Here is a 19,423-nt window from a genome sequence, read left to right on the forward strand (position 1 = left end):
AAAATTTTGCTATTTCCCAACACATTGCAATATTCCATCGGCAATAGCTTGTGCAATTTTTTGTCTATATTCATCACTACTTAATTTCGCAGCATCTGAAGGATTTGTTAAAAATCCTAACTCGGTTAATACTGCTGGTGCCTTTGTATTTTTTACAACATAAAGCCAATTACCATCCTTTAACCCTCTATTATATGTACCTATTTCATTTACAATACTAGTTTGTATAGCTTGTGCTAACCTAGTTGCCTCCGGGTTATCTTGATTTACCAAAGTCTCTGTTCCTGATGCTGATGCTGAATCAAAAGAATTGCAATGAATGCACACAAAATACTTGGCATTTGCATTATTTGATACATCACAACGCTGTTGTAAACTAGTTGTAACATCTGTAGGGATTGATCTTTCATCCTGTGTTCTTGTGTATACTACTTTTATTCCATGATTTTCAAGTATCTTTCCTACTCTTAATCCCACTGATAAAGTAACATCATCCTCTTGTAATCCATTTATACCACTAGCTCCTGTATCACTTCCTCTGCCATGTCCTGGATCAATACATATTATTGTATTTGACTCTGGCGTTGGTACTGGAGTTGTTCCTACTACTGTTAAAATAAGCTTAACAGTACTACTATACCCTGCTACTGTTCCTTCATAAGTATAAGTTCCTATACTAGATGTATCTACTTTTTTGCTATTCCAAATTACAGGAAGCTTTTTACTGCTACCATCACTCATAGACGCTGTAATATTTAAAGGAAGATCATATGTCACACCTTGATTAACAGATGCAGTAATATCTGGAATTGATTTTATAGTAACATTCTTATTGACTAAACTTAAAGATTTTAAAATTCCATTTGCTATATCATTAGCACTTTTATTTTGAAAATCACTTGTAGATAAAATTGAACTTTCTTCTGAATTACTCATAAATCCTAGCTCAACCATTATAGCACTTCCATTGGTTCCCCTTAATATTTCATGCTGTGATAAACCTACTTTTATTCCTCTATTATTAGATCCAGTATTACTAATAAGTTCACCTTGAACCGCTTGTGCTAACTGTTTTGCCACGTTATCCGAATCCCTATAATAAGTTTCTATACCTTTTGTTAATGGATTCTCTGGATAAGTATTGCAACGTATACTTATAAAATAGTCAGCTTTTGCATTATTAGCTATAGTAAAACGTGATTTTAAATCATTGTCATTATTCCAAGATATATTATCACTTGTTCTTGTATAAACTACCTTTACTCCATTATTCTCTAGTATTTTTCCTACTTTTAATGCAACTGCTAAATTTATATCTTTTTCCTTTACCCCTGAAGCTGAAACATGTCCTGCATCATTGCCACCATGTGCTGCATCAATGCAAACAGTATATGCACTATTTGTGTTATTGGCACTCTTAGTTGAAAATTGCATTTTCTCGGCTTGTGCTAATTTCTTACCTGATGAAGATTTTACATTATTTATAGATAAACTATATTTTACTCCATATTGAAATTGTACTTTGGGAGAAACTGTCACTGACTTGTTATCACTACCTATCGTTAGGTTTATTGGAACTGTTTGTCCACTTTCATCCTTTACTATAAAATTAGATTCACTTATAGTACTTTTATCTATCTCCTTATTAAATTTTATTGTCCATGTCTTATTTATATCTACCCCATTTCTTGTTCCACTACTAACAGAATCATCTGCCTTTACATGTGTAAATGTACCAAACATACATAAAACTAAAAAAAAGCTAAAAACTACAAGTATGCTTGATCTTTTGAATTTCAAAAAACCACCTCCAAATTAATACTACATTATTCGCGTTTTTTATCATACATTACCATTATTATAATATAAAAAAGTCGGTTGTACACTTAAAAACTTTTTTTATAGTTAATTTTGATGTATAAATATAATGAACGAAAAAATGCTATAATATAAGTAATACATTCACTTTCATAAAATAAGCATTGAGGAGTAAATCTTCATAATATTTTTATAATCAGAAAGTATGTATTAATAATTTTTTAAAAGAGGTGCTATTTTATGATAATAACTTGGCTTGGTCACTCATCCTTCTTAATAGAAGATTCTCATGGAAGAAAAGTTTTAACAGACCCTTTTGATAAAAGTGTTGGCTACAAATTATTTGAAGGAGATGTGGACTTAGTTACAGTAAGTCATCATCACTTTGATCATGACTACACTGAGAAAATAAACTATGATAATTTAATAGATAAATCGGGCTTTTTTAACTTATCTGATATTCCAGTGACAGGTATTCCTTCTTATCATGATAAAGTTAAAGGTGCCAAAAGAGGTGAAAACATAATTTTTATTTTAAATATAGATGGTTATAAGGTTTGTCATCTCGGTGATTTAGGATATATTTTATCTCCAGAGGAGATTCAAAGTTTAGGACACATAGATGTACTCTTTATACCTATAGGTGGTAATTACACTATAGACGGTAAAGAAGCATCTCAAGTAGCCAAATCTATAAATAGTCCTATTGTTATCCCTATGCACTATAAAACTCCTTTACTTTCTTTTGAATTAGAAGGTTTAGAAAACTTCCTAACTTATATGAAGAATGGTGAAAAAGTAGGAAGTAATAAACTAATCATAGAAGGTTCATTAGAAAATAAAAGTATTGTTAAGATTTTAAATTTTAATTAGAGATTATGCATATCTCTAATTAAAATTCTAAGATTATTATTTGTTTCATTTTTAAAGTTTTTTTAACATCTATAATCCTTTGATTACTAGACCCTCTGTACTTCAATTTATTACTTTTCTTATCTTCTTCAAACTTCCCATCAACTAGTACATCTATATTATTTAATAGTTGTTCCCAACCCTCATGCTCATTTCTATGTTCAAATATATACTCAAAAGTATATCCTGTATAACACCATATATTTAAATTAGTTTCTTTTATTTTTTTAGCCATATATGCAAATTTACTTGCTTGCTCAAAAGGATCTCCTCCTGAAAAAGTTATACCTTTTAACATAGGATTCTTTCTTATATCATCTAATAATTCATCCATATTCTTAAGTTCACCACCATCATAACAATGAGTGCTTGGATTAAAACAACCTTTGCAATTATGTTCACATCCTTGTGAAAATAATACACGTCTTAGCCCAGGACCATTAACTAGGCTCTCATAAATCATTCCTGATAGTCTTATACTTTTATTTAAACTCATCTCAATCCCTCCAAATATGATTTTTAGTTTAAAAGACAGAGATATAACCTCTCTGTCTTTGTATAAATATCATTTAATAAATATGCTTATTACTGCCTTGAGATAACCTATCTGATCTTTCTGCTACCTTTCCTGATCCAAACCTTTCATCTAAAGAAAGATATCCTGTTACTCTTGATATACCCTGTATATTATCACTTCCACATTTAGGACAACTATCTTCATCATGAAGATATGTTCCACAACATCTACAATATCTTATATGAAAGTTAATGCCCATATAACTTATATTTGTATTATCATAAGCATAATTTAATATATCCATTATAGTTTCTGCTGTAGGATAATCATCTAATTCTATATAGCTTATATGTCCAGCATTGCATAGTTTATGATAAGGTGCTTCTATATCAATTTTATCTTTTATGGAGATAGGGAACCCTACTGGTATATGATAAGAATTAGTATAATAATCTTTATCAGTTACGCCTTTTATATTCCCAAATATTTTTTGATCTTGAACTATAAACTTACCACTTAAACCTTCTGCCGGAGTAGCATAGCAGCTCCAATTTAAATGAGTTTCTTCTATTAATTTATCCATGTAATTTCTAATGTAAGAAACTATCTCTACACCTAATTTTCTAGAATTTTCATCCTCACCATGATGTTTACCTGTTAAGGCTATTAAAGTTTCAGCTAACCCTATAAATCCCACAGACCATGTTCCTTGCTTTAATATTGGTTCTATAGAATCATCAGGTCCTAAATTTTCAGATCCTTTCATAAGTCCTTGACCAGCTACAAAAGGTAAATCTTTAACTCTCAATCGCTTAAGCACACTGTATCTATGCATTAGAGCTTCTTTTGCAAGTTCCAATTTGCTATCCAAAAGTTTAAAGAACTTACTTATATCTTTTTTTGCTACAATTCCAAGTCTAGGTAAATTTATGGTAGTTGGTGCTATATTTCCTCTACCTTTTGTTCCTGGTTCTCCATTTACATTAGCACATACATAGGTTCTACATCCCATTGTAGCAGGAACTACACCTTGGTCATAATAAAATTTATTAAAATCCGCATCTAAATTCATAAAAGTAGGATTCATTCTTTTTGCAGCTACTCTACAAGCTAACTTAAACAAGTAGTAATAAGGATCTCCTGGTTCTTTATTTACACCTTTCTTTACCCTAAATATTATATTAGGGAAAATAGGCTGTTCTCCCATTCCTAAACCTTTTTCATATTCTGTCAAAAATACTTCGCAAACTAATGCAGAATCATTACAATTAGGTATACCAATATTTATAGAACTAAAAGGTACTTGTGAACCAGCTCTTGAATGCATGGTGTTTAAATTATAAACAATCCCCTGCATTGACTGTTCTACAGCCCTTCTAAGCTTTTTTTCTATAAGTTTATTTACTTTTTCTTCATCTACACCTAATCCTGTAAGTTCATTCCTTATTTCTTTTCTTGTAGGTTCTATAAACACACCCATGTCATTGTCAAAATCTGGATGTGACTGTCCTCCAAACATATCATTTTGAGTTGACTGCAAAAGTATACATGAAAGTTCTGCTGCTGACTCTATTCTTCTAGGAGGTCTTATATTCCCATATCCTGTATTAAAACCTCTTGTTAGTATTTCTCTTGTAGGTATATGTAAACAGTTGGTAGTTAAATTATAACTATCTAAATCATGATAATATATATCACCATTTTCATGTGCCTTAGCTAAATATTTAGGCATAATAGATAAGTTATGCCATTTATTTGATTCACTGGCTATTCTAAGCAACTTTGAACTAAAATTATTACCTACATTTGCATTATCCCTATCGGTTTCCACTCCTATTTTTTCAATAGCTTTCATTAAATCAGATTTTATCTCTCTAATTTTATTTCTTTCTTTTCTATAATTAGAATAAGCTGTTCCAATTTCTCTGTAGTCATTTTCTAAAAGTGTCTTTTCAACAAAGTTTTGTATTCGTTCCACATTTATTTCATTAGCATCAAGTTCTTCTAGTTGTTTTATAACTTTTTGCGTTAGTTCTATAAATTCACTTTCCTTTAAATCATAACCTATTTCTTCTGAAGAGCCCTTTATGGCATTAGTTATTTTCATAGAGTCAAACTCTACTTCTCTGCCATCTCTCTTCACAACATGTAGCATACATCATTCCTCCAAACTACAATATATTGTGTTAAGCACGTTGATATTATACTATGGGAAAATTTTTTAGGCAATTTTTTAATTAGGGTTAAGACTATATTAAAACAATTTAGTTTTATCTACCTCTAAATTCTTTTGTTTTTTATTAAACATTATGATTTGATATTTAAATTTTATCAGATATTTTTTTATTTTATTGAATAATTAACTAATAAATGCAAAAAATATCATAGAGGTGACCTTTATGATTGGAAAAATTATTGATATAAATTTTACAGATGCTTTTATAAATTTCGAAGATGGAACAACACTAGATATTGGGATTTCTCACTTACCACCTAATTCCAAAATAGGGGATTCTATAAATGTTAATCCTAATTCTATTAAAACAAAAAATGATAAACTCATAGATTTATTTTAATCCATTGAAATATTTGGAAATATGTATTATAATAATTTTATTAAGATAGTGCTAGGGGTGCCTCTTTGAGGCTGAGAGATAAAATATTTTATTAACCCTTGTACCTGATCTGGATAATACCAGCGTAGGAAAGCGATAACATGTGTAACTTTCTAATGTATAATAAATTTTATGCATTCTTCTTATTTTCAGCATTCAGGTATCTCTTAGCACAAAGGAGGTATTTCATGTCACTTAGTAAAAACTTTTTAGAAATCGTCTCACACCCAACATCCTTATTTGCTCTTTTAGCTCTGATATTATTTATACTTTTCATTGCAAAAGTAAAAAATGTAAAATTTAATACTCATCTTATTACTCAAATAGGAATTGCTTTAGCTTTAGCAACAATACTTAAAATCTTTAGAATTTACCATCTTCCTCAAGGCGGAAGTGTAACATTAGGTAGTATGATTCCTATCATTTTAATGGCTTTATTTTATGGTCCTGAAGTAGGATTTATTACAGGCTTTCTGTATGGTATAATAACGCTTATTCTAGATCCATATATTCTTCAGCCAGTTCAAGTTTTATTTGATTATCCTTTGCCATTTATGGCTTTAGGACTAGCTGGATACTTTAAAAATAATAAGCTCCTAGCTACCTTTGTCGCGGTGTTTGGGCGTTTCATATGTCACTTTATATCAGGTGTAGTGTTCTTTGGAAGTTTTGCTCCGAAAGGCATGTCTCCTGCAGTGTATTCACTTATGTCAAATGGTATTTTCTTAAGTATGGAAGGTGCTATATGTCTAGTAATTATTGCAGCATTACCGATAAAACAGCTATCTGCAGCAGCAACTAGAAAAATCCCTCAAAATTAAAAATAAGAAAGCTTTAAGCTTTCTTATTTTTTACATTATCCTATTTTTTAAGTTATTTATCAACTCTTCATATTCATCTGATCTTGCTAAAAATTCTTCTACTGTACCATTCTCCATACTTTCAACTAAATCTAAATTTATAGGCATTTCTGCAAGAAGTGGTACTCCTAAATGTTCAGCATGTTCTTGAGCAGATTTTTTACTAAATACATTTATTTTTTCTCCACACTTTCCACATTTAATATAGGACATATTTTCTACTACTCCAATTACATTTATATCCATTTTTTGAGCCATTATAATTACTTTCTTAACTATCATTGATACCATATCTTGAGGTGTAGAAACTACAACCATTCCTTCTAGTGGTAACTCCTGCATTATAGTTAATGCAATATCTCCTGTTCCTGGTGGCATATCTATAAGAAGGTAGTCTAATTCATCCCATTCAGTATCTGTGTACATTTGTTTTAATACTCCTGTAATTACTGGTCCTCTCCATATAACTGGTTGTTCTTCTTCCTCTGTTAAAAGATTTAAGGATATAACCTTAATTCCATTTGAAGTTTCTACAGGTCTAAACTTTATTTCCTCACTTTCTCCTACCTGAAGCATATCTGCTCTCTTATCATTTATGCCAAAAAATCTAGGCATTGAAGGACCCGTTATATCACCATCTAGTACTCCAACTTTATGTCCTTCTTTACTTAACTTGGTTGCCAATATACCTGTAACAGTTGACTTACCAACTCCACCTTTTCCACTTATAACACCTATTATATGCTTTATCTTACCATATTTAGGCTCTAATTTATTATTACATCCTACTCCTGCACTATCGCAGTTTCCTTTGCTTGAACAACTATCACAATTACTCATTGCTGTTTCCTCCCTGTGATATAAAAATTTATTTATAAATTTTATAAACATACTTAAAAATTTAAAATTTATCGGGCTTAGTATCTGTAATATTGTAATTCCAACTATTCTTATATTCATCAACTATATAATACTTTTTTTCAATTTTTGTTTTTTTATCCCATAAACTCACAATACCTTTATACATTGTAGATTTATATCCTTCAGTACTTATTGTTAACCATATATCGTAATTTTCCTTATCTTTATCTGCTACTGATACATTTTTAAACTTACTACTTAAATCACTGTTAAAATCTTGCAAATCTGTAGATAATATAAATTTAGCCGAATTTATATCACTTTTTAAGTTTATACCGACACTTTTATCTTTATTTTCACCTTTTAAATATTGATCTAAAACGTTAGTTATAGATTTATAATAAACCTCTTTAAAATTCTTTGGTTTTCTTATATTCCAATAATTGTTTATTATATCACTATCTATTCTCTTAGATACAATATATGTTTTTCCATCACCATAAAAATTACCTGAATCCTTTTTATCCAAGCCTGTAATATAGTTAAACTTATGTACCTTATTATTTCCTTCATCCATTTCAAATGTATAATCAGGTTCCAGTGAGGTTTTTTGACTTGCACCTTTTGCAGTAGATAACACATCATATATTTCGTTGATAACCTTCTTATCTGTAACTGTAAATCTAAATCCTTGATCCCTTGTATTTTGTATTACTATTTTCTCTATCTTACCCTGTTTTATGTACTCAAAATCATTGTTTTTAAGTCCAACTTTAACCTCAAGATCATTAATTTTACTACATCCAGATACAGTAAAACAAAATAATAAAACCATAACTATAATTATGATTTTGCTATTTCTCATTTTTCTAATTCTCATTTTCACACAATTACCTCCTGAACCCTAAGAACTTCTAAATATCCATATTTTTTAATTTACTTATATTATAAAGAAACTACTTTTCCTTTCTTTACTTCCTTTCTACCATAATACAATAAAAAAAATCCAAGTGCAAAACATATTACAACAATTTCAAAAAAAATTGGTTTCATAGCCCTATATTAACCTCCCACAAAGTTAAATATTTAATATATTGATTATTTAAAAAATCTCAACAATATTATAACATATTAAAAAACTGCGATGCAGTTTTTTAATTCGCAGTTTATTTATTATTCTTTATAATCAAAAGTTTGTACTATAGTTTTAAATATTGTTGGCATATTTTCTCTAAAATTATCTTCTGATACAAAAAAAGAAAATCTTATAAATTTATTCTTGTCTTTTATAAAGTATTCATATCCTCTATAAGCCTTATTATTAGATGTAATTATAGTATATTCTAGTAAATACCCATCTCTATTGTTTATTTTAACTGGTTTTATTTCATAACTCTTATATAAATTTTGCTCACTAGATATTTTCTTACTTTCTTTAAGAAAAGCTTTTAAGTCCATATTTAGATTCCATACTTCTACAAATCCATGAATCTTTGAATCTTTAGTATTAAAATCATTATGATATATAATTTCATTGCCGGGAAATTTTTGTTCTTTAGCAGTCCATTCTGCAGGCAACTTATAAGTAAATTTTTTATCTAATACTTCATATTGTACTAAAGAATTTATATTATTCTGTATTAATGCAGTAAACTTAAGCCTTGCATCAAAGTTCCTTTCTAAACTAAATAAAACAAGCATTAGACCAATTATAATTATAGTTACCCCTAACCTTTTCCTATTTATTATTATTACCTTCATCTTAATACCACCTTACATTTTAAATAAGAGTTTTTATTTAATTATATGAAAATAGTACTGGAAATATTAAATATTCCCAGTACTATACTTTCTCCATATTATTTTTTTACTGGTATCATGATAGTAGATGTTTTAAAATCATAGAACATAAGCCAGTATCCCATAGCCTCTTCTCTCTCATCATCAACATTTAAAGGCATCCATGTAACAAATCCAGATCTACCACCATAGGGTTGGTCCATCTTAGATTTAGTTCCTGCTATACCATATACAAGATATTTCATTTCTCCATCTTTATTAAGCTTATATCCTATAATATAATGCTTTTGTTTTAGTATATACTGATAATAATTCATCATAGGATAATATATCATTGAGTACCTATTGTAATCAGACATATCGTACATAGATTTTGGTGAAGTCACAGGTATCTTATACCACTTACATCTTTTTATTTCAGAAGAAATTTCTCCCATGAATTCAAACCCTTGTACTAAATTTCTAAAAAAGCTCTTTTCATCCATTTGAGGATAATTTTCATCTACTTTTGGATTTATGTTCGCATCTTTTTTACTTTGTTTTTTTAATGTGCATTCACGTTCTCCTTTTCCATAGTTATCTTTTTCCATATCATATTTTTTATTTACATTTTCTTTATTATTCATATTATTTTTATCACTTATATTAATTTTTTTATTTATATTTTCTTCTACTTTTGCGTTATCTTTTTTATTTACAATAGATCCTTCTTTTACATTATCTTTTTTAATTATGTCCACTTTTTCTTTTGTATTATCTTTTTTTGTTACTTTTATTTCTTCTTTTATATTATTCTTTTTTGCCGTATTTGCCTCTTCTTTTATAATATTCTTCTTAAAATTATTTTCTTTATTTATATATTGTTCCTTTTTAGAATTATCTTCTTTAGGTAGAATTTTAACATTTTCTATCTGTTTAGTTTTATTTTCTCCCTTTAAAGATTCTATGTTTTCTTCATATTTGTCAAACATACTGTTCGGAGTATTCGCTACTTTTTCTTTCTCAACCTTTAAGTCAACCATAACAAATGTTTTCCAATCAGGTATTTCAGTACTTGCAAATCCACTCATAACAGGTATTATATTTGAATCTAAAAATTTAACTATAGCAGCACCAGAAATCTTATCCATAGATATACCAGTACCAGCTATATTATCTGCTAAATATTCATGACAAATATCTGCTCTGCCATAATCATCTATGTTTATCTGTGATATTTTTATTACCTTCCTTATATCCTTCTTATTACAAATTAAAAGCATATAATAAGGAGCACTTTCTTTTTTTAAGTTTTGTACATAATATGATATTTTGCACTTATCATTTTTCAGCTCCAATTTTGCGTACCCAGAAGCTACTTTGTCGGAAGATATTGAATACCCTTTTTCATCTTCTTGTAATATTATAAAATACCTACTATAACTCTTTTTTTGAGCCAACTTCCTATACCTCCATATATTTTATTCATTATAATATATGAAGTAAAATTAAAAAAGTGAACAACTAGTTATATAATATTGTAAAAAGATTATTGTAAGTCATATATACAATCTGATAATTTTGCAAATTCTTCTAGAGATAAAGTCTCTCCTCTTCTTTTAAGATCAATGTTTGCATCAATAAATGCCTTTTCTAAGCTTTCCTTTTTCATTCCCAAACTTTTAAGTCCATTCCAAAGAGTTTTTCTTCTCATGTTAAAAGAACTTCTTACTATTTTGAAAAATAATTCTTTACTTTTAGCTTTTACTCTAGGCTCTAAAAGTTTAGTTAATTTTATAACTATAGAATCTACTTTAGGTCTAGGTACAAAGGAATCGCAGCTTACTTTTCTAACTATTTCTACATCACAATAATATTGTACAAGTATGGAGAGCGCTCCATATTCTTTTGTACTAGGTTTTGCAGCAATTCTTTCGCCTACTTCTTTTTGAATCATTATAGTTAAAGATTCAAATTTATAATTTTCTTTCAACAATTTTGATATTATTGGAGTCGTAACATAATAAGGCAAATTAGCTACTACCTTAGTGCTTTTTTCTTCTCCTATAAGTTCATTAAAATCTACCTTTAGTGCATCCTTATGTACCAGTTCAAAATTATTAAATTCCTTAAGTTCTTCATTTAAAATAGGTATTAAATCAGAATCTAATTCAATAGCATAAACTTTTTTTGCTTTTTTTAAAAGCTCTTTTGTTAAGGTTCCCACTCCAGGACCTATTTCTATTACCAAATCATCTTTACTAATATTAGAATTATAAACTATATCCTGCAAGACAGAATCATCTATTAAAAAATTCTGCCCTAAACTTTTTGAAAATTTAAATCCATATTTTTTTACTATATCCTTTGTAGACAAGCCTTCCATATTATTTCTCCTTATTTATCTTTTTTATTGCCTGTATAAATTCTTCTCTGCTAATTCCATAATTATTAAGCCTTGTTAAAAACTGAGCTGAATTACAATAACCTATTCCAAGTTCTTTCCCAAGAATTTCTCTTTTTTCTTTTGATTTATTGTTTCCTGTAAGTTCAAAAAAAATCATATCATTTATATCAAAGTTAGATACTTTTTCTTTAACTTCACATTTAGCATTCTCTAAAGCTCTTATAATTACTTTTGGTTCAGCATTTTCTACACCTATATCCCCATTTTTCATTCCATCCTTTTGAGCTATATAAGCATGCTTTATTCCCTTAACTCTTTTAGATATAATTCTTCTTATTTTTTCTCCTGCAAAATCAGGATCAGTAAAAACTATTACGCCTTGTCGTCTTTGTGCTTCTTTTATTCTTTCTATAACTTTAGCATTAATACCAAATCCACCTACTGCTATAATTTCTGCATCTACAGCTCTTTTTACTGCAGTAATGTCATCTCTTCCTTCAACAACAATAACTTCTTTAATCATATGCTCTCATTGACCTAAAATACTAAGTCAACATCCTCCTTTTCCATTTTATTATATTCATTTAATATACAGAAAAAAATAGGAGCTTTTGCTCCTATTTAACTAAATACACATTAACCCATCTTACACCCCAATTGTTTGCTTCTGAATTGGAGTCAAAGAATAAATCAACTCTGTCACCTTTTATAGCTCCCCCTGTATCTTCGGCAATAGCATATCCATATCCTTCAATATAAAGTTTAGTACCCAGAGGTATAACTCTTGGATCAACTGCTACAGAGCTATAACTACCTACACTTCTTTTAGCTACAGTACCTGTAGCTGTAATCCCAAAATAAGGATCTCCAGGACTTTTGCCTGTACTCTCATAATCTGAAGTATATCCAGTAGCTCTCATTCTCATAGCTGTTGTATAAGGAATCCTAGTACCACGTGAAGGAGTATAAACATTTAAAGCACCCATAGCTATAATCTTTTGGACTGGTTGCTTTTTTACAGTTTCACTTATTACTTTTCTTGAAATTTCTTTACCATTTTCATAAACAACTCTAGTTAATGTTTCTTTTTCTCCAGCTTTTCCTTCTTGTACTACTTTATTATTACCTTGCTCTATATCTTCATCTTTTTTTACAACTGTATTATAATCTAGTGGTTTAACTTCCTTAATATCTTTTGTCTCAACTCTTGTTACCACTATCATTAGCCCTTCCTTTACAGTTGAATCCTTCTTTGGATATATTTTATCAGATTGATGAATTGTTATTTTTTCTGCTTGCAACATTTTTTCAATGTTGTCTTCTGCAGACTTTATATCCAACTTCTTTCCATCTACAGCAACTTGAACATTTACTGCTCTCTTTATGGATATTTTTGAGTCATTTTCAACTTTATTGTCAAGACTAACCGTGGTCTTATCCTTTGGTCCTACAGTTATCCCATTATTACTCAAAGCACTTCTATAAGTACTACTTAAAGTCATTATTTTCTTATCTTTACCGTCTATAGAAACTGTGATTGTCTTTCTTGCACTGCTAATCAATACTACACAAACTATTAAAACTATTAAAGTCAAGTAGATATACATAGCTTTAGGACCATTGGAAAAATACTTTTTTAAATAGCCTTTTAATTTTTCCACCATAAAAATACCTCCTCCTGGTAAGAACGACATTCCTATTATAAGGGCAATGACGAATTCTGTCAAATATCGCCTTAACATTTTAGACCATGTAATGCAAATTTTTGCATAAAACTTAATAATAAAATATTTATGATAGCACTTTTTTACTAATGGTCTATATTAAATATTTTTGGTGGAATTTTTATAAAACTTATTATATTATATGAGACAAATTAACATATAATACTTAAATATAAAATTAATAAAAAGTTAATAAATCGCAATTTAATTTTACACTATTATCCTATATTTAGCAACCTTTTGATATTTAAGATAGTTTTACAACTCAGTTCCTCACTGTTTATACCTTTAATTTCCGCTATTTTATTTATTATGCTAGCTATATATTCTGATCTATTTCTTTTACCTCTAAAAGGAACAGGTGCCATATAAGGACAATCAGTCTCCACTAATATTCTATCAAGTGGAACTTCTTTTACCACATCTAAAACCTTTTTAGCATTTTTAAATGTCACTACTCCGGTAAATCCTATGTAATATCCAAGCTTTAAACATTCTCTTGCAAATTCTACACTACCAGAAAAACAATGTATTTCACCTTTAACCTCTGGAAACATTTTTATAATATCTAACGTATCTCCATGAGCATCTCTATCATGTATAATTACAGGTAAATTTAATTCTTTTGCAAGTTCCATCTGTTTTATAAAAGCTTTTTTTTGAATCTCTCTTGCAGGATTTTCCTCATAATAGTAATCAAGTCCTATTTCCCCTATTGCTTTAACTTTAATATTTTTACTTAACTCTTTTAATTCAGAAACAACTTCATTTGTTAATTGATCAGCATGCTCAGGATGAATTCCAACTGCTGCATAAAAAAAATCATGCTTATTTGCCAGTTCTACTGAAGCTCTAGTTCCTTCTATAGATGCTCCACAATTTAATACTCCTTTTATTCCATTTTGTCTTAACTCATTTATTATGGATTGTCTATCCTCATCAAATTGTTCATCATCATAATGTGCATGAGCATCAAATATATTTATTTTACCATAAGTTAATTTTATATTATCATCCATTGTATCTCTCCATTCATAAACTTAAACATATTTTTTCTTATGGATATATTTTAACCTCCCATTCATAAAGTAAATAAATTTTAATCATGATATTAAAAAGATGTAATCCGGATTTATCTGGAGTTTAAACTCCCTTTAAATCAAGCTTCACTTGATTAATTGCATTTTAAATACTAGATGATTAAAATTTTGCAATTGCATATTTCCATTTTATTACATTTATTTTTATAGTCAACTTTTTTTTATTATAATATAAGCGATTTTTTTAACAAAATCCAATATTTGCTCAATCATAATTAGTTTTATAGCATCGATGATAAATTATTATAAAAAAAACCAAAAATGACTATTTATTCGAAATTTCCTTAGAACAAATAATCATTTTTAGTACTAAATTTAAACTTTTTAATGAACTGTATTTATACCTATCTTACAATACTTCCTGTAGGAAGTTCTGATTCAATAGTAGCTGTAAATAACTTACTATCATCATCTGTAGATGCTGCTAATATCATTCCCTGAGAAAGTTCTCCTCTTAACTTTACAGGTTTTAAATTTGCAACTAATATCACATTTTTACCTACTAATTCTTCTGGTTTATAGAATTTAGCTATTCCTGAAACCACTTGTCTCTCCTCGCCACCTAAATCTATCTTCAACTTAAGAAGTTTTTTAGCACCCTTTACTGGTTCACATGCTAATACCTTAACTATTCTTAAATCTATCTTTTCAAAATCATCAATTGTTATTTCTTCTTTCAATGGTTGCATTTTAGGTCTATTAGCTGCAACTTGTTGTTCCTTAAGCTTATTTAATTCCTCAATTTTTTCATCTACATCTATTCTTGGAAATAAAAGTTCTCCCTTATTTATCTTTGATCCTGCTTTAGTTCCATTAAAAGATATTAAGCTATCCCAAGTTATAACTTCAGTATTTAATTGTTTGTTTATCTTCTCACTAGTATCAGGTAAGAATGCTGATAAACATACTGAAACTATTCTTAATGATTCCAACAAATTATAAAGTACAGTTCCTAATCTTTCCTTTTTACTTTCATCTTTTGCAAGTATCCAAGGAGTAGTCTCATCTATATATTTATTTGCTCTTCCAATAAGTTCCCATATACAATCTAATGCTTCTGGAATTCTCAAATTATCTATACACTGCTCTGCAATTTTAGGAGTATTTAATGCAACTTTTATAAGATCATCATCTATTACTTCCTTAGCTGTTGGAGCTGGAATTGTTCCTTCAAAATACTTTTCTACCATTGCACAAGTTCTTGATAATAAATTTCCTAAATCATTAGCTAAATCTGAATTTATCTTCTTTATAAATATTTCATTATTAAATAATCCATCTGCTCCAAATGGTATTTCTCTTAATAGATAATATCTTACAGGATCTGCGCCAAAATGATTTACCAAAAGTACAGGGTCTACCACATTTCCTTTAGATTTTGACATTTTTCCTCCATCTACTAGAAGCCAACCATGACCAAATACCTGCTTTGGTAGTGGAAGACCTAATGCCATAAGCATAATCGGCCAATAAATTGTATGGAATCTTAATATGTCTTTACCTACTAAATGAACGTCTGCTGGCCAATATTTATTATATAAATCTGAATTGCTGCTTCCGTATCCAAGAGCTGTTATATAGTTTGCTAAAGCATCTACCCATACGTATACAACATGCTTCTCATCAAAAGTTACTGGTATTCCCCAGTCAAAAGAAGTTCTTGAAACACAAAGATCTTGTAGCCCTGGTTTTAAGAAATTATTTATCATTTCATTTTTTCTTGATTCTGGTTGAATAAATTCTGGATGACTTTCTATATACTCTATAAGTTTTGGGGCATATTTTGACATTTTAAAAAAGTATGCTTCTTCTTTAGCTTTTTCAACTGGCCTTCCACAATCAGGACATTTTCCATCTACGGCCTGAGTTTCTGTCCAGAAAGATTCACAAGGTGTACAGTACCATCCCTCATAAGAATCTTTATATATGTCGCCTTGATCATATAGCTTTTTAAATATATCTTGAACTGATTTTACATGATAATCATCTGTAGTTCTTATAAACTTATCGTAGCTTATATTCATTATTTCCCATAGATCTTTTATTCCTGCAACTATTTCATCAACATAAGCTTTAGGAGTTACACCTTTTGCTTCTGCCAATCTTTGAATTTTTTGTCCATGCTCATCTGTACCTGTTAAAAACATTACATCATATCCTGTAAGTCTTTTAAATCTTGCTAATGAATCAGCAGCAACTGTAGTGTATGTGTTTCCTATATGAAGTTTAGCTGATGGATAATAAATTGGTGTTGTAATATAATATGGTTTTTTACACATTTTCTATTCCTCCTTAAAACTTATAAATTTCTAATAAAAAAACCTCTATATGAAGTAACTTCTTCATATAGAGGTGTATATAACACTTTACCACTCTAATTCATCTTTATTTCACAATAAAGACCTCGATAAGTAACTCAAGCCATAGTAAAAAAGACCTTTTATTACTCTGCACTATAACGGTTGCTTCCGTGTTATCCTAATACAATTTCAAATAACCTGCTCTGGAGCCATGTTCATAAACTATTTTATTATCGGCTTTCACCTAATCCGATTCTCTTTAAATACTTTCATTTACTACTCTTTCCTTCACAGCATTTCAATTTTTATAATATTCCATATGTTTAGTTCTGTCAATAGCATTTTATCTAATTTTTAAATAATTTTATCATCTTTAATTTCATCATATTTTTTCTTTATAGATTTTAAGTCTTCCCAAAGCAATACTTTTTTATTCTCATCTCTAAATAAAGCTGCTGGATGAAACGTAGCCATAATATAGCATCCTTTCCTTTCAATCCACTTTCCTCTATCTCTTGTTATCCTAAAATCGTTTCCTAAAATATACTTCATAGCAGTTGCTCCTAGGCAAACTATAATTTGGGGTTTAATTAAAGCTACTTGATTTCTTAAATAAGGCAAACATGCTACAGCCTCATCTTCATATGGCACTCTATTATTATCTGGTCTGCATTTGCATACATTACATATATAATAATCATTTTCTCTTATTAAATTCAATGCTGTAAGTCCTTTAGTTAAAAGTTGCCCTGCTCTACCAACAAAAGGTAACCCAATTCTATCCTCGTCAGCTCCTGGAGCTTCTCCTACAAAAACTATTTTTCCTCTACAATTTCCATCCCCAAACACCATATTAGTTCTTTTATTTCCCAGATTACATTTATTACATTGTAAACATTCTTCATATAATTCTCGCCATTTTAACAACTTAACCACCTCTTTACTCATAATCATCGCTTAGAATGTGCTTAAATTTTATAATATTTCGTATTTCTAAGTACATTTTTCTTAGTATTGTTTTATTTTATAAAATGAAGTACCATTTATATTATACTACATTATTTTTTAATATGTCTCATGGAGGTACTAAATGTTATATCGCAATACTATAAAAGATGTATTAAATCTTGCACTTCCTGCAGTAGGTGAAATGATTCTCTATATGATGATATGGGTATTTGATACTATGATGGTAGGCCAATATGGAGGTAACATAGCTGTTAGTTCTGTTGGATTAAGCTCTGAAATAATCTATACATTTTCAAATATATTTATAGCTATGGGTTTATCCGTAGGTATTACTTCATTAGTTGCCAGACAAATAGGATCTAAAAGATTTGAGCTAGCCGAGGAATATTCATCTATAGGATTCTTAGTAGCTTTTATCATAGCTTTTATTGTATCCTTATTAATATTTTCCTTTTGTGGCAATATGTTAGAAATGGCAGGTGCAACAAAAGAAGTAATGTATAATGGTAAAATATTCATGAGAATAGTTTGCATAGGAATTATTTTTTATATGCTTATGAATGTATTAAATGCAATTTTAAGGGGCTGCGGAAATACAAAAACTCCTTTAATAGCTTCTATACTAGTTAATATAATAACAGTAACCTTGGACTGGCTATTGATTTTTGGTCACTATGGTTTTCCAGAACTAGGTATAAAGGGAGCTGCAATAGCTACTGCTTCAGCTCAAATATCAGGATTTATATTTATACTTTTCTATATAATGAAAAAATCTAAAATTAGACCTAGACTAAAATATATATTAAACCTCAATTTTAAAAATGTAAAAGAATTATTAAAATTAAGTATTCCAGCTTCATTTCAAGAAGCAGCTTTTTCTACAAGCAGATTATTATGTGTATTCATAATAATGCATCTTGGAAACATAGCTTTTGCTGCTAATCAAATAGTAACAACTATAGAATCGGTTTCATATATGCCTGGATGGGGATTTGCCATAGCTGCAACTACTTTATCAGGTCACAAATTTGGAGAAAAAAACTTTAAAAAATCTAAGGAATATGCCTATACTTGTATGGTATTAGGTGTTATATTGATGGGCTTTTGTTCTATTTTATATTTAATCTTTCCTAGCTTTTTAATAAAACTTTTCATAAATTCAAAAGAGCAGGAAGTTATTAGACTAGGAAGTCTATGCCTTATGGTAGCTGCTGCAGAACAAGTTCCTATGGCAGTTTCCATGATACTTGGAGGTGCTCTTAAAGGCATAGGAGATACTAAAACACCTTTTATAATTTCACTTATTTCTAGTTGGTTAATACGACTTCCTTTAATGTTTTATTTTATATTTATATTAAAGGTTTCTGTAGTATATGTATGGTGGATTACTGCCATTCAATGGGCATTTGAAGGCATCACTATGTTCATTTTATTTAAAAAGAAATTTAGGTCACTTTCAAAACAAGCAGAAGCTTAAACTTCATAATCTGAGCACATTGCAACGTAATGGTGCAGTGGAAGTTTGAGTTTCAACTTTTATTCCATGGTATATCTAATTTAA

At 29.1% G+C, this 19,423-nt stretch carries 17 protein-coding genes, 1 riboswitch and 1 other annotated feature; of the genes, 4 read left to right on the forward strand and 13 right to left on the reverse strand.

Translation table 11 applies throughout. The annotated features are described in order from the left end of the window. Positions 1-9: 9 nt before the first annotated feature. Complete coding sequence (locus EG57_RS0218580) at positions 10-1,800, reverse strand: N-acetylmuramoyl-L-alanine amidase (protein WP_032078640.1); 1,791 nt, start codon at positions 1,798-1,800, stop codon at positions 10-12. Between the two features lie 258 nt (positions 1,801-2,058). Here EG57_RS0218580 and EG57_RS0218585 point away from each other — a divergent pair, with 258 nt between their 5' ends. Next, a complete protein-coding gene (locus tag EG57_RS0218585) occupies positions 2,059-2,691 on the forward strand; it encodes an MBL fold metallo-hydrolase (protein ID WP_032078641.1) in 633 nt (210 codons plus the stop codon). Between the two features lie 19 nt (positions 2,692-2,710). On the opposite strand, the gene nrdG is transcribed toward EG57_RS0218585, so the two are convergent. After that, the gene (nrdG, locus tag EG57_RS0218590; protein ID WP_032078642.1) at positions 2,711-3,226 is read right to left on the reverse strand and encodes an anaerobic ribonucleoside-triphosphate reductase activating protein; all 516 of its coding nucleotides are present in this window, start codon (positions 3,224-3,226) and stop codon (positions 2,711-2,713) included. A 73-nt stretch (positions 3,227-3,299) separates the two neighbouring features. Then, positions 3,300-5,402, reverse strand: coding sequence for an anaerobic ribonucleoside triphosphate reductase (locus tag EG57_RS0218595; protein WP_032078643.1), 2,103 nt, complete (start codon positions 5,400-5,402; stop codon positions 3,300-3,302). 244 nt (positions 5,403-5,646) lie between these two features. Between EG57_RS0218595 and EG57_RS26760 the strand changes: the two genes are divergently transcribed. Both EG57_RS26760 and thiT read left to right on the forward strand, forming a co-directional pair. After that, positions 5,647-5,823, forward strand: a complete 177-nt coding sequence (locus tag EG57_RS26760) for a hypothetical protein (protein ID WP_169748489.1) — start codon at positions 5,647-5,649, stop codon at positions 5,821-5,823. Positions 5,824-5,866: 43 nt separating this feature from the next. Further along, a riboswitch (TPP riboswitch) is annotated at positions 5,867-5,971 on the forward strand. A 79-nt stretch (positions 5,972-6,050) separates the two neighbouring features. Next, positions 6,051-6,683, forward strand: a complete 633-nt coding sequence (thiT, locus tag EG57_RS0218600) for an energy-coupled thiamine transporter ThiT (RefSeq protein ID WP_032078644.1) — start codon at positions 6,051-6,053, stop codon at positions 6,681-6,683. A 30-nt stretch (positions 6,684-6,713) separates the two neighbouring features. Here thiT and EG57_RS0218605 read toward each other — a convergent pair whose 3' ends face one another. From EG57_RS0218605 to EG57_RS0218650, 10 genes are all read right to left on the reverse strand, one after another. After that, on the reverse strand, positions 6,714-7,562 hold the full coding sequence (locus EG57_RS0218605) for an Mrp/NBP35 family ATP-binding protein (RefSeq protein ID WP_032078645.1): 849 nt from the start codon (positions 7,560-7,562) through the stop codon (positions 6,714-6,716). A gap of 61 nt (positions 7,563-7,623) precedes the next feature. After that, positions 7,624-8,463 carry a YhfM domain-containing protein gene (locus EG57_RS0218610; protein ID WP_242859881.1) on the reverse strand — a complete coding sequence of 280 codons (840 nt, stop codon included), beginning with the start codon at positions 8,461-8,463 and terminating at the stop codon, positions 7,624-7,626. Between the two features lie 293 nt (positions 8,464-8,756). Then, the gene (locus tag EG57_RS0218615) at positions 8,757-9,344 is read right to left on the reverse strand and encodes a PsbP-related protein (protein WP_032078646.1); all 588 of its coding nucleotides are present in this window, start codon (positions 9,342-9,344) and stop codon (positions 8,757-8,759) included. Between the two features lie 98 nt (positions 9,345-9,442). After that, entirely contained in the window at positions 9,443-10,822 is a 1,380-nt protein-coding gene (locus tag EG57_RS0218620) for a hypothetical protein (RefSeq protein ID WP_032078647.1), read from the reverse strand. Between the two features lie 89 nt (positions 10,823-10,911). After that, on the reverse strand, positions 10,912-11,739 hold the full coding sequence (gene rsmA / locus EG57_RS0218625) for a 16S rRNA (adenine(1518)-N(6)/adenine(1519)-N(6))-dimethyltransferase RsmA (RefSeq protein ID WP_278246487.1): 828 nt from the start codon (positions 11,737-11,739) through the stop codon (positions 10,912-10,914). A gap of 10 nt (positions 11,740-11,749) precedes the next feature. Beyond that, on the reverse strand, positions 11,750-12,292 hold the full coding sequence (gene rnmV, locus EG57_RS0218630; RefSeq protein ID WP_032078649.1) for a ribonuclease M5: 543 nt from the start codon (positions 12,290-12,292) through the stop codon (positions 11,750-11,752). A 94-nt stretch (positions 12,293-12,386) separates the two neighbouring features. Further along, the gene (locus tag EG57_RS0218635; protein WP_032078650.1) at positions 12,387-13,433 is read right to left on the reverse strand and encodes a 3D domain-containing protein; all 1,047 of its coding nucleotides are present in this window, start codon (positions 13,431-13,433) and stop codon (positions 12,387-12,389) included. Positions 13,434-13,711: 278 nt separating this feature from the next. Then, the gene (locus EG57_RS0218640) at positions 13,712-14,512 is read right to left on the reverse strand and encodes a TatD family hydrolase (protein WP_052038007.1); all 801 of its coding nucleotides are present in this window, start codon (positions 14,510-14,512) and stop codon (positions 13,712-13,714) included. A gap of 425 nt (positions 14,513-14,937) precedes the next feature. Next, positions 14,938-16,872, reverse strand: a complete 1,935-nt coding sequence (gene metG, locus EG57_RS0218645) for a methionine--tRNA ligase (protein ID WP_032078651.1) — start codon at positions 16,870-16,872, stop codon at positions 14,938-14,940. Positions 16,873-16,938: 66 nt separating this feature from the next. After that, positions 16,939-17,194 (reverse strand) — a binding site (T-box leader). 53 nt (positions 17,195-17,247) lie between these two features. After that, on the reverse strand, positions 17,248-17,820 hold the full coding sequence (locus EG57_RS0218650) for a uracil-DNA glycosylase (RefSeq protein WP_032078652.1): 573 nt from the start codon (positions 17,818-17,820) through the stop codon (positions 17,248-17,250). Between the two features lie 163 nt (positions 17,821-17,983). Between EG57_RS0218650 and EG57_RS0218655 the strand changes: the two genes are divergently transcribed. Then, complete coding sequence (locus EG57_RS0218655; RefSeq protein WP_032078653.1) at positions 17,984-19,339, forward strand: MATE family efflux transporter; 1,356 nt, start codon at positions 17,984-17,986, stop codon at positions 19,337-19,339. The last annotated feature ends 84 nt before the right edge of the window (positions 19,340-19,423 follow it).

This window comes from Clostridium drakei (genome assembly GCF_000633595.2).
Taxonomy (GTDB): Bacteria; Bacillota; Clostridia; order Clostridiales; family Clostridiaceae; genus Clostridium_AM; species Clostridium_AM drakei.